Annotated in this window: 14 protein-coding genes; 7 read left to right on the forward strand and 7 right to left on the reverse strand. The window is 66.6% G+C overall.

Annotated features, from left to right (window positions below; translation table 11 throughout):
- Positions 1–17: 17 nt before the first annotated feature.
- The 3 genes from AC5P6A_RS05445 (at position 18) to AC5P6A_RS05455 (ending at position 1883) form a co-directional block, all read left to right on the forward strand.
- Positions 18–698 (forward strand): hydrolase, encoded by a 681-nt coding sequence (locus tag AC5P6A_RS05445; protein WP_346714883.1) that lies wholly within the window; start codon positions 18–20, stop codon positions 696–698.
- A gap of 53 nt (positions 699–751) precedes the next feature.
- Positions 752–1393 (forward strand): hydrolase, encoded by a 642-nt coding sequence (locus AC5P6A_RS05450; RefSeq protein ID WP_164143839.1) that lies wholly within the window; start codon positions 752–754, stop codon positions 1391–1393.
- 91 nt (positions 1394–1484) lie between these two features.
- Positions 1485–1883 (forward strand): OsmC family protein, encoded by a 399-nt coding sequence (locus AC5P6A_RS05455; protein WP_021202286.1) that lies wholly within the window; start codon positions 1485–1487, stop codon positions 1881–1883.
- 61 nt (positions 1884–1944) lie between these two features.
- On the opposite strand, the gene AC5P6A_RS05460 is transcribed toward AC5P6A_RS05455, so the two are convergent.
- The 6 genes from AC5P6A_RS05460 to AC5P6A_RS05485 form a co-directional block, all read right to left on the reverse strand.
- Entirely contained in the window at positions 1945–2274 is a 330-nt protein-coding gene (locus AC5P6A_RS05460) for a hypothetical protein (RefSeq protein WP_134735435.1), read from the reverse strand.
- Positions 2275–2371: 97 nt separating this feature from the next.
- Complete coding sequence (locus AC5P6A_RS05465) at positions 2372–4117, reverse strand: putative porin (RefSeq protein WP_346473825.1); 1746 nt, start codon at positions 4115–4117, stop codon at positions 2372–2374.
- A 42-nt stretch (positions 4118–4159) separates the two neighbouring features.
- Positions 4160–4825, reverse strand: a complete 666-nt coding sequence (gene tolA, locus AC5P6A_RS05470) for a cell envelope integrity protein TolA (RefSeq protein ID WP_134735433.1) — start codon at positions 4823–4825, stop codon at positions 4160–4162.
- 39 nt (positions 4826–4864) lie between these two features.
- Positions 4865–5278: an ExbD/TolR family protein gene (locus tag AC5P6A_RS05475; RefSeq protein ID WP_005409874.1), complete on the reverse strand. Its 414-nt coding sequence runs from the start codon at positions 5276–5278 to the stop codon at positions 4865–4867.
- 10 nt (positions 5279–5288) lie between these two features.
- Entirely contained in the window at positions 5289–7073 is a 1785-nt protein-coding gene (locus AC5P6A_RS05480) for a DUF2341 domain-containing protein (RefSeq protein WP_180876738.1), read from the reverse strand.
- Positions 7074–7111: 38 nt separating this feature from the next.
- Complete coding sequence (locus AC5P6A_RS05485) at positions 7112–8728, reverse strand: ShlB/FhaC/HecB family hemolysin secretion/activation protein (RefSeq protein WP_346714884.1); 1617 nt, start codon at positions 8726–8728, stop codon at positions 7112–7114.
- 201 nt (positions 8729–8929) lie between these two features.
- Between AC5P6A_RS05485 and AC5P6A_RS05490 the strand changes: the two genes are divergently transcribed.
- Positions 8930–9265, forward strand: coding sequence for a hypothetical protein (locus tag AC5P6A_RS05490; protein WP_346714904.1), 336 nt, complete (start codon positions 8930–8932; stop codon positions 9263–9265).
- 90 nt (positions 9266–9355) lie between these two features.
- On the opposite strand, the gene AC5P6A_RS05495 is transcribed toward AC5P6A_RS05490, so the two are convergent.
- Positions 9356–9805, reverse strand: coding sequence for a hypothetical protein (locus AC5P6A_RS05495; protein WP_346714885.1), 450 nt, complete (start codon positions 9803–9805; stop codon positions 9356–9358).
- A gap of 115 nt (positions 9806–9920) precedes the next feature.
- Here AC5P6A_RS05495 and gspH point away from each other — a divergent pair, with 115 nt between their 5' ends.
- From gspH to AC5P6A_RS05510, 3 genes are read left to right on the forward strand one after another with little or no spacing between them, the layout of a single operon-like run.
- On the forward strand, positions 9921–10367 hold the full coding sequence (gene gspH, locus AC5P6A_RS05500) for a type II secretion system minor pseudopilin GspH (RefSeq protein ID WP_495222260.1): 447 nt from the start codon (positions 9921–9923) through the stop codon (positions 10365–10367).
- An 8-nt stretch (positions 10368–10375) separates the two neighbouring features.
- The gene (gspI, locus tag AC5P6A_RS05505; RefSeq protein WP_219633891.1) at positions 10376–10726 is read left to right on the forward strand and encodes a type II secretion system minor pseudopilin GspI; all 351 of its coding nucleotides are present in this window, start codon (positions 10376–10378) and stop codon (positions 10724–10726) included.
- Positions 10723–11337 carry a prepilin-type N-terminal cleavage/methylation domain-containing protein gene (locus tag AC5P6A_RS05510; RefSeq protein WP_180876723.1) on the forward strand — a complete coding sequence of 205 codons (615 nt, stop codon included), beginning with the start codon at positions 10723–10725 and terminating at the stop codon, positions 11335–11337. The genes gspI and AC5P6A_RS05510 overlap by 4 nt, the downstream gene beginning before the upstream one ends.
- Positions 11338–11625 lie beyond the last annotated feature (288 nt).

The raw sequence follows: 11625 nt of genomic DNA on the forward strand, positions 1-11625 counted from the left end.
TCTCCAGGAGACTGACCATGAGTACCCCCGCCAACTTCAACGGTGCCCGCCCGGTGATCGATCCGGACAACGCCGCGATGCTGCTGATCGACCATCAGAGCGGCCTGTTCCAGACCATCGGTGACATGCCGTTCACCAGCGTGCGCGCCCACGCCATCGCACTGGCCAGGATGGCCACGCTGGCAAAGATGCCGGTGATCACCACCGCCTCTGTTCCGCAGGGCCCGAACGGCCCGCTGATCCCGGAGATCCACGACGCAGCCCCGCATGCCCAGTACGTGGCACGCAAGGGTGAGATCAACGCTTGGGACAACCCGGAATTCGTTGCCGCAGTGAAGGCCACCGGCCGCAAGCAGCTGATCATTGCCGGCACCATCACCAGCGTGTGCATGGCCTTCCCGTCAATCGCCGCCGTTGCCGATGGCTACCAGGTGTTCGCAGTCATCGACGCGTCCGGCACCTATTCGAAGATGGCCGAGGAGATCACCCTGGCCCGTGTGCTGCAGGCCGGCGTGGTACCGATGGACACCGCCGCGGTGGCCTCGGAGATCCAGCGCACCTGGAACCGCGACGATGCCCAGCAGTGGGCCGAGGTCTACACGAAGATCTTCCCGAACTACCAGTTGCTGATCGAAAGCTACCTGAAGGCGCAGGAGGTGCAGAAGAGCCACGAACCGTTGGATTCTCAACGCAGCTGAGCTGTCCCGGTGCCGGCCGACCGCCGGCACTTCCCCGAACCAGGAGACCCATCATGTCCAGTGAACCGATCCGCGACCCGGTCAGCGACCACCTGCTGACCCCGCAGAATTCCGCCTTCATCATCATCGACTACCAGCCGGTGCAGGTGAACTCCATCGCCTCGATGGACCGCCAGCTGCTGGTCAACAACATCGTCGGCACCGCCAAGGCCGCAGTGGCCTACGGCCTGCCGATCGTGCATTCGACGGTCAACGTCAAGACCGGCCTGAACAAGCCGCCGATTCCGCAGCTGCGCAAGGTGCTGGGCGACTACCCTACCTACGATCGCACCACCATCAATTCCTGGGAGGACGTCGAGTTCCGCAAGGCGGTGGAAGCCACCGGCCGCCGCAAGCTGATCATGACTGCGCTGTGGACCGAGGCCTGCCTGACTTTCCCGGCTCTGGATGCGTTGAAGGAGGGCTATGAGGTGTATGTGGTGGCCGATGCCGTCGGCGGTACCTCGCTGGCCGCGCATGATGCCGCGTTGCGCCGCATCGAACAGGCCGGTGGCCAGCTGATCAGCGTGCCGCAGCTGTTCTGCGAGCTGCAGCGCGACTGGGCCCGTTCGGAAACGGTGCCGGCCTTCATGAACCTCTTCATTGAAACCGGGGGTACGGCGGGCATCCAGTTCTCGTACGATCGTACCGAGTAATTGGTAATTGCGTGGCGGCGCCGACCCTGGCTGGCGCCGCCCTTGGGAACGGTCGAGCATGGCTCGACGCTATAGACAGATGGAGAACGTGATGGCCTACGCACGCATTGTTTCGACCGCCGACAACTACCTGCACCACATCAGCAACGGCACATTCGATGTGGATGCGGACGAGCCTGCCTCGCTGGGCGGCCAGGGCAAGGGCTTCGCACCGTTCGACCTGTACCTGGCCTCGCTGGCGGCGTGCACCGCCATCACCCTGCGCATGTATGCGCAGCGCAAGGGCTGGGAACTGGGCGAGTTCCATGCCGAGCTGCGCTCGGAACGTGACGCGGATGGTCGCTTCCATGTGCACCGCGTGCTGCATGCCAGCGCCGCGCTGAGCGATGCGCAGTGGCAGCGGTTGCTGGAGGTGGTGGAAAAGACCCCGGTGACCCTGGTGATGCGCGAAGGTGCGCGCATCACCAGTGAACGCGGGGCCGCCGCGTAACCCCATCCATGCATGGCGTGGATCTACAGACGACGCTCGCCGGGCATGGCCCGGCGGCCGCTCAGCGCCGTGAATGCAGCACGGTGCGCTGGCGCATCGCGTTGAATTCCTGCTCCACCTGCTGGATATCCTCGGCCTGGAACCCGGCCGCGTCCAACAGCTGGCCGGCGGCGGCCGCCGCCAGCGGATCGTCGTCACGCTGCCGCCAACAGCGCGCCGGCAGGAAGTAACCCACTTCGCTGCGCCCGCGCATGATCACCACCGGCCGGCCTGCATACAGCAGGAACTCCGCCAAGTGCTGGCGCAGCCCCTCCACCGAGACATAGGCCGGCCCGATGCCCAGCGATCGACTGGACGGTTCGGAACTTTCAAACAGCTTGCGACGGCTCATCCAATCCTCCTTATGTGCAACGCGTGGTCTCCTTTCCCTAGACGGGCGCATCACTGCGCCCCCGCCACGCACTACGTGATCCACATCACGCCGTCACTCAGAACCCGGAATTGAACTCCAGCTGGAACACGTCGATCGACAGTGGAGCACCGGACACTTCCTTGGCCGCCATCCACTTGCCGCTGATCCAGCTGCGCGCGTCCAGCGCGTAGGCGCCGCCCACGTAGTAGCCGCGGGCGTTGGTGCCACCGAGGTGGAAGTTCGGGTCGTTGTAGGCATCGGGCAGCGCATCGGCCTCGATGCGCTTGTAGCCCAGCAGCGCCTGCCACTGGCCCTTCTCCTTCAGGTCGGTGGCACCGAACGTGGCCTGTACCATCCAGGCGGTGTCGCCGCTGCGGAACGTATCGATGCTGGCGGCGCCACCGGCACCGTAGTTGTTGACGATGCCGTTGTTGGCGCGGCTGAACATGGCCTGCTTGTCGTAGGCCAGGTTGCGGATGTAGTCGCCATCCAGGCGCAGGCCGATGCCCTGGGCCAGCTGCGTATCCCAGCGCAGGTTCAGCGTGGCCAGGCGGAATGCCGAGGCCAGGCCGACATACTGCGGGGTCGGCGTGTTGGCCGGGTCCAGCGGATTGCGCGCGATGTCGCGGATCAGCATCAGGGTATTGCCCTTCTGCATGAACGCTGGGCGCGACCAGTCGGTATCGCAGCCCACCGCGCCCGCATATAGCGCGCACGGCGAGGACAGGCGGCCGCTGATGTTCTTGAAATCGTAGTAGCCCAGTGCGGCACGCAGCGCATTGTCGTCGTTGAAGCGCCAGTTCATGCCGACCTGTGCACCGGACAGCCACTTGTTCTCGTTCGGGGTCTTGACCCGGCTCTGGCTGGGCGAGCTGTCGGAGGTGTACTCCAGCGGTACCACCGCAAGGTTGCCGAACAGCTCGAGATCTCCCCCGTTGAAGTCGTGTTTCAGGTTGGCGGCCAGGCCGTCGAAGTTCAGGTCGTTGGAGAACAGCGTATCGCTGGTCCAGAACGGATTGCCGAAGCGGCCGCCGCGCACCGTCACCCAATCGGCCGGGCTGTAGGCCAGCCAGGCCTGGTCCAGCCACACGTCCTTCTTGCTCAGGCCACCACCCAGCTGTTCGGTGGTTGACACCGGGCCATTGCTGCTGCCGCTGGCCAGGCGTACGCCGGCCGTGGTGTGCTGGCCGATGGTCGCCTCGATGCCCAGGCGAGCGCGGATGCGCCACAGGTTGCGGCGGTCCTGGCGGGTGTTCAGCAGCGGCGGCAGCTGCAGGTTGGTGTTGGTGTTGGTGTCGAAGCCGTTGCCGGAATTGATCGACGACCAGTTGCTCACGATGTCGCTGTTGCGTTCGGAGAAGAAGCGCGACTCGCTGCGCACGCGCATGTCACCGGTGACCTTGATGCGCTTGGTCCACTCAGCCACTTCGTTCGGTGCCGCCCAGCCCTCGGACCTGGCCTGCGCCATCACGTCCTGGCGCACTTCGTCACGGATGCCGTCGCGCACGCTCTGCGGCACGTAGGGCACGCGCACGTCGCCGGCCTCCAGGGCCACGCCACCGCTGGCGGCCGAAGGTACGGTGGTCGCGGTGCGCGACGCGGCCGCTGCTTCAGCCTCGGCCTGCACCAGCAATGCCTGGCCGTCTTCTGGCTTCAGCGCGCCGCTGGCGATCAGGCCCTTGATCAGCTTGACCATGGTGGTTTCTGCGGCCATCGCACCGGCCGGGGCGGCCAGGCTGAGCAGCACGGCGCAGCACAGCAGCGCCCGTCGGGCCGGCCGCGGGCGGCGGGAGTCGGTTCGTGCGCGGACGTGGTCGTTCATCACGGTTCTCATCGAAAGAAGGGAAGTCACGGAGGTCGGGAATCAGGCCCCGGGCCGGCGGCCCTGGATCAGCACGCGGGCGGGGAAATCGAGCGACGGCGGCGGTGCCTGGTCGACCTTGCCGATGCGTCGCAGCGCATCGAGCACGGCCGCGTCGGCCTCCTCGTTGCCACTGCCGCGCACCAGCTCGACCTTTTCCAGGCGGCCATCGTTGGACAGCCACACATTCACCTGCAGCTGGAACGCCAGGCGCTTGACCTTGTCGTCGCGCGAGATCGCCTGCTGCATCAGGTAGCCGAGGTAGCGCCCGTAGGTGGCATTGCCGGCACCACCGCGGCCGACGCCGGACGAGCCGCCGCCACTGCCGGACTGGATGCCGAAGTTGTCACCGCCGGCCTGCGCATCAGCATTCATCGTCACCGGGTCGGCGTTGTCCGGCGTTGGCGTTGGCTCTTCAGCCGGCGTTGGTGGATCCAGAGGTTCCGGCTCTGGCATCGCTTCTTCCGGCGGCGTCTCCGGTTCCGGTGGCTTTTCCGGCGGCGGTGGCGGCGGCGGCGGGGGTGGTGGCAGCGCCAGCATCGGCGGCTGCACCACCGGCCGGCGGGTGCTGGCGGTGTCCTTGAACAGCATCCACCACACGGCAATGCCGAGCACCAGCAAAGCGGCCAGCACCAACGCGAAGGTCACCAGCAACTGGCGACCGCGCATGCCGGGCTCCGGCCGAGGGGGTTGATGGGCCGTCATGCCTCAGCCCTGCGCTTTGCCGGTGACCAGGCCGACCTGGGCCAGCTCCAGCCGCCGCAGCAGGTCCAGCACCTCGACCACGCGGGCGTACTGCACCTGCGCGTCACCGCGCACGATCACCGGGAAATCCGGCGTGGTCGCGCGCTCGGTGCGCAGGCGGTCTTCCAGCTCGGCCATCGTCACCGGATAGGCATCCAGGAACACCTGGCCACTGGGGTCGATGGTGATCGCCTTGGTCTTCGGCTTCTCCAGCGCGACGCTGTTGCTGGCCTTCGGCAGGTTGACCTCGATGCCGGGAATGGAGGCGTTGCTGGTCAGGATGAAGATCACCAGCACCACCAGCAGCACGTCGACGAAGGGCGTTACGTTGATGCCCTTCTCGCGCTTCTTGATGCCGAACTTCGCCTTCTGGCCCATGGCGCGCCCCTCAGCCCTGGACCGCGGCCGGGCCGCGCCCGTCCTGCTCTTCGGCCAGGCGCGCGGCGAACTCGTCGATGAACACCGCCATGTCGGCGCCGATCGCCTCGGCACGTGCTCCCAGGTAGTTGTAGCCGAACAGCGCCGGAATCGCGACGCCGAGGCCGGCTGCGGTACACAGCAGCGCCGCGGCCATGCCCGGTGCCACCGAATTGATGTCCACCGCGCCGGCCATCGCCGCCACCACGAACACCAGCATGATGCCGATCACGGTACCGAACAGGCCCACGTACGGCGCGCCTTCGATGGTGGTCGACAGCCAGTTCATGCGCCGTGCCATCGCTTCCTGCTCGCGCACCATCACCGCATCCATCGAGGCGCGGATCGCGGCGATGGTGGCGCCACTGAGGTAACCGCTGTTGCCATCGCGCTGGTGGCGCTGCTGCATTTCATCGATGGCCACCTGGTAGATGCGCCACAGCGAACCGTCGTGCATCGCGGTGGGTGCCTTGCCCTGGCGGTCCATGTCGGACAGGGTGCGCAGCGGCACGCCGGACAGCTTGCCGAAGCTCTCGGTGAACACTGCATTGGCCTTGCTGGTACGGCCGAAGTGCCGCCCCTTGGCAATCATGATCGCCCACGACAGCAGCATCATCAGGCCGAGGATAGCGACCACCACCCAGGCGTCGAACGGCATCGCCTTGAGGATGAAGGCGAAGTGGCTCTGCCCGGCGGACTGCTCGTCGGCACCGTAGCTGATCAGGCGCGAGTCGGCGCCCTGTGCGGTGGCATCGGCCAGCAGCAGTGCCGCCGGTCGTGCCACGCGCGAGATACGCAGCTCATCCAGTGCGCCCTCGAAATTGGCAAGCGGCTGCACCGCGCCCGGCGCATCAGCGCCCACCACCGGCGCGGTGGTCAGCGCCGGCAGCTCGCCGCTCAGCTGGGCGACCACGCGGCCATTGAGGTACAACTGCAGTGCGCCCTTCTCCGCAGTCAGCGCCACATGCGCCCACTGCCCTTCCGGAATCGGCTGCGCCGGCGTGCTGCGCTGGCCATTGAGCTGCACGAACGGCACCCGGTTTTCGATGCCCAGCACCAGTTCGGACGCACCGTCGCGACGGGCGTAGATCGCCTGTGCAGCGTTGTTGCTGCCTGGCTTGATCCAGGCCGAAACAGTGAGCGGCGCGCCCGCCTCCTGCGCAAGCGATGCGCTGGCCGGCAGCGGCAGCGGGGCTGCACCCAACTGAACGCCGCGGCCGATCACCGAGCCTTCCGATGGCGGCACCACGGCACCGGCATTGTTGCCATAAGCGGTGGTGTCGCGTGCCGGCGCATTGGCCTCGGCGAAGTGGTAGACCAGCGTATAGTCCGGATCGAACACCTGCTGGCCGTTGCCGCTGGCGGGGGCCTTTTCATTGCCGTAGTACATCCAGATCGTCTGCGGTGCCGCAGCGCTGACCGCCGGCACGTCCACCCAGACCAGCGCCAGGCCCAGCTTGGGATCGAACTGTTCGATCTGGTGGGCCAGCACGGTGCGGCCATCACCCGAGACAAAGCGCAGGTCGTTGCCCGCATCCTGGGTGCCGTCGAAGCCGAAGTTGCCGGTATGCAGGCGCAGCAGCAGCGGCGTGCGACCCGGGTCACCGGCCAGGCCCGCGCCCTGCGGGCCGGCGTCGACAGTGATCGGCTTGCGGTACTTCCATTCGGCCTGCCACCAATTGGCATCGGCCGCAGCGGCCGGCAGCGCAACCAGCGCGGCCAGCAGCAACAACACTCGGGAAAGCAAACGGTCCATGCGAAGGGTCTCCGGAGAACGCATGTTCAAGGGAAGGGTCAGTAGCTGGTGCTGATGTTGAAATGCAGGCGCGGGTCGTCCTTGCGCGTGACCGGGCCATCGGCATAAGGCCAGGCGTAGTCCAGGCGCAGTTGCAGGTGTTCACCCAGGCGCAGCTGCGCGCCCAGGCCGACCGAGGCCAGGTTGTACTTGTCACGCTGCTCGGGCAGCGGCTGGCGCAGGCGCAGGTAGGCCGCGTCGGCAAAGCTGTAGACACGCAGGTCGGTGCCGCTCCACAGCGACCACGCCGGGGTGCGCCATTCCAGGCTGGCCAGGCCGCCGTAGTCGCCGATCGCCTCGGCCGACAGGTAGCCACGCACGGTGTACATGCCGCCAGCAGCGAACTGCTCGGCCGACACCAGTGGCGCATCGGTTACCTGCAGCGAGCCACGCGCATACCACTGCCAGTCACTGCTGAAGGTGTGGGTGTTGGCCACGTCGGCCTTGAAGGCGACGAAACTCGGATCGGCCCAGTAGCGCTTCTGGCCGAAGGCGGTGGCGTCACTGCCATAGCCGAACAGGCGGCGGGTACCGGCCACCAGCTGGGTGTTGATGCTCAACTGATCCTGCTCGCCCTGGCGCACACCGACAAACCCCAGGGTGATCGGCGCGTACTTCAGCGGCGTCTTCAGGCTCTCCTTGCCCATCTGCGTGTCTTCCTCGGTGTCCTTGAAGTCCACGCCGAGGCTGAGCTGGCGCCACCACTGGCTGCTGCCGGCCAGTCGATAGTTGAGCTTGAGACCGATCGAATGGCCGTTGCCGACCACATTGGTTCCGGTGCCGGTACCGACCTGCCCGCCCGCGTTCAGCACGCGGCTGTCGGACTTGTAGCCGGAGGCTTCCAGGCTCCACGGAGTGCCTTCGAACGGCATTGTGTACGAGGCCGAGAACACCTTGGCCTGCTTTGTATTTTCCGGCGCCAGGTACACGCCGATGTTGGCGCTGTGCCCCCGCTTCCACAGATTGTCGTAGGCCAGCGACGCACTCAGGCGCAGCTTCTCGGTGTCGGCGCTGTGGTCGTTGTTGAGTGACGCGCTGGCACGCCACGGCGACTTCTCTTCGACCTGCAGGTCCACATCCATCGTGCCCGGCACCTGGCCTTCGCGCACCAGCGGCATCACCTGGCGACGCCCGCCCTCATTCAGCGCGGTCAGTTCTTTCTGGGCCTGGTCGAAGTCCGGCACCTTGCCTTCCGCCAGCGCTGGTACGCGTTCGCGGATGCGCTCGGGCGATTCGTGCTTCGTTCCCACGACCCGCAGCTGGCCGATCGGTGTCTGCTGTACCTTCAGCAGCACCACGCCACCACTGACCTGCTGCTCGGGAAGCTCCACATAGACCGACTGGTAGCCCGCCTGCTGGTACAGCGCATTGACTGCATCGCGTGCCTTCTCGACATCGGCCAGGGTCTTTCCCGGGCCGAGGAAGGGCTCGACCGCGCGCTCGATCTGGCGCGGATCGAGAACGGTATTGCCACGTACGATGTATTCATTGATGTTCACGCTGGGCGCAGGCGCTGCCTCCTGCGCGAACAACGGCAGCGGCATCGCGGCCAGGGCCAGCACCAAGGGATGCAGGCGCAAGGGAAGGCGGACGGCTCGGCACGGAACAGGAGTCATCGAAGGCATCGCGTCGTATCGAAGGTAATGGCCATGGAGCGGCGCGTGGGTCTACCAACAGGACGTGCACGTCGCGTCAAAACCGCCAACAGTTTTATGACAGCACTGTCATCTTTTGACAGCGCCGCAACGCACGCAGGCGGACCCTGCCTTCGCCACACGTCTTCATTGCAGAACGTCGATTGCTGCGGGAAGTTCGAGATGCGTGAATCATTGATAATGGAGCTGCGCGCTGCCCTCACCCTTGCGTTGCTGCTGGTGCTGGCCCCGGTGCGCGCCGACGAGGCGAAGAAGCAGGAAGACGCCGCGCCCTGCATCGAAGTACAGGTCAATGGCGAGCGCATTCCGGCCTGGGACTGCCTGCAGCGCAAACTTGCGCCGGCATCGAAAACGGCGAAATCACCGGCGCTACCGGAGGCCCAACGCCTGATGCGGCAGCCCGGCAACCAACTGATGCAGTACAACCTGGAAGGCACACGACAGCGCATGGGCGATGCGTTCGGGCGCTCGGTGGTGCCGCAGCGACCTGCGCGCTGAGCCAGCGCCTTTGTAGAGCCGAGCCCATGCTCGGCTGTCTTTGCATTCATCGGCGATGCTGCGCAGGCGCAGCCGAGCGTAGGCTCGGCTCTACGGTACCGCGGGCACGATGCCATCGCTCGGCACCGGCGGCAGCTCGGGCACCGGGAGGCTACGCGATTGCCCGGCCTGGTTCAGTTCCACCGCGCTGGCACTGATGCTGGCCAGCACCGTGCAGGGTCCGAGCCGTTGGCCGGGCGCATACGCTTCCGCCGGGCGTCCATCCACCGAGAGCAGGGCCAATGGCGCATGGTCACCGGCCATCACGCCCAGCACCACCACCTCGGTCTGCACTGCACCGGGGGACAGCAGCCGTACCAGCGGCAGGCTCGCCACTGCATCGAACATCGGCCGCACCGGCGCCACGGCCATCGCCTCGCTGGCCGCGGCCGCTGGCGCCACGGCAGACAGGGTGACACTCCAATAGGCCACCACGGCCAGCAGCAGCGTCGCCGCCAGCACGGTCAACATGCGATTGCGATCCCAGCGCCTGCCATCCATGTTCCGCACCACCGCCACGTTCGTGTCCGCCTACGCTAGCAGCTGTGGCTGACGCTTTTGTTTCATCATGCAGGCCTACGCTGGCAGGTGTCGACACGGACAGGAGGCAACGTCGATGCAGCGCGTGCAGCGTGGTTTCACCCTGCTGGAACTGATGGTGGTGCTGGTGATCATCGGCATCTGCACGGCCGGAATCGGGCTGGGCCTGGGCAGCCTGCTCGACCCGGGCCGGCAGCTGCGACAGGAAGCCGAGCGGTTGGCGCAGCGCCTGCAGGTGGCGCGCGATGAGGCGCGCATCGATGGCCGCCCCCTGCGTTGGCAGGCCGACGCCAACGGCTATCGTTTCAGCCGCCGCGAAGGCAGCGGTTGGGTGATCATTGAACGCGATGATCTGCTGCGACCGCAGAAGTGGCAGGCAACGGGTATCGCGGTGCAGCCCGCCAGCCCCATTGAGCTGAGCCCGGAGTGGATCGGTATCGCCTGGGAGCTTGCGTTGTCGCTGGATGGCCGCCAACTGCGTCTTCGTGATGATGGCAGCGGACAGTTGCAGGTCGTGCAGTGAAGCGGAACATGCGCGGATTCACCCTGATCGAAGTGCTGATCGCGCTGGCGATCGTTTCGATTGCGCTGGCAGCGGTGATGCGCTCGGTGGCAGTGGCGACCGACGATCAGTCACGGCTGCATGACCGTCGCCTGGCACTGATGTGCGTGCAGGATCGCTGGCAGGAACTGCGCCTGAGCGGACAGGCACCGCAGGATGCACGGCAGCGCTGTGTGCAGGGGCGCAGCAGCTTCCTGGTGCTTCAGCATCTGCGCACGGGCAACGACGGCCAGCCGCAGCTGGAGCTGAGTGTGGTTGCCGAAGATGCACCCCGGCAGTCGCTGGCGCGGATGCAGTTGCCATGGACGGCGGCGCAATGACGCGCGCCGTGCGCGGTTTCACCCTGATCGAGGTGATGATTGCGATCACCATCATGGGCGTACTGGCGCTGATCTGCTGGCGGGCGCTCGACAGCGTGGCCAACAGCAATCAGCGCCTGCGCCAGGCCGATGCCGAGACCACGACGGCGCTGCGCGTGCTGCAGCAGTTCCAGCGTGATATCGAAATGCGCGCAGACGATGCGTTGATGAATGGCGCAGTGCGGCCGGCCGATCAACCGCAGCGGTTGCTACCGCCGTCGCTGGTGAGCGAGCGGCACCCGGATGGGAGCTTCGCGCTGGAGATCACCCGCAGTGTCGGCAGCGATGGGCTGCACTGGCAACGGGTACGCTGGTGGCGGCAGGGCAATACGCTTTGGCGGGCCAGCGGCGCAGCGACGGATCGGTATCCCCTGCCGGCGCCGGATCTGTCGAAGGGCATTGCCGTGGCGCGCGAGGTACAGCGGTTCGAGGTGTGGGCATGGCAGCCCGGTGCCGGCTGGGCGCCGTTGCCGAGCGAAGGCGAAGTGCTGCCGGCCACCGGGCTGGAACTGCGGCTGGGCCTGCGTGATGGGCGTGGGCCGTTGAGTTACCGGCGCGTGCTGGAGCTGTAGGATTCTTCCCAGGCAAAGCATCCACGCACGGCGTGGATCTACGGTGGGTGCCGACCGTGCCTTGGTGGGTGCCGACCGTTGGTCGGCATTGTTGTTGGCTCCGGAATCCGCGCATTGCATGGATCCCCCCGCCTGCCGCCGGGCACTCTCCTGCACCCGGCGGCGTTGTGTCGGTGGTCCTCACCGCTGATGGCCGTTCCCTGCCCTCCGTGCCGTCCTGGCTGGGGCCGCCACCGCTCCGTGGCGGCTGGCCCGATGCTGTCCGTTCTTCCGGCCCGATCGCATCCA

It is taken from the genome of Stenotrophomonas sp. YJH_SMC_20, assembly GCF_059367845.1.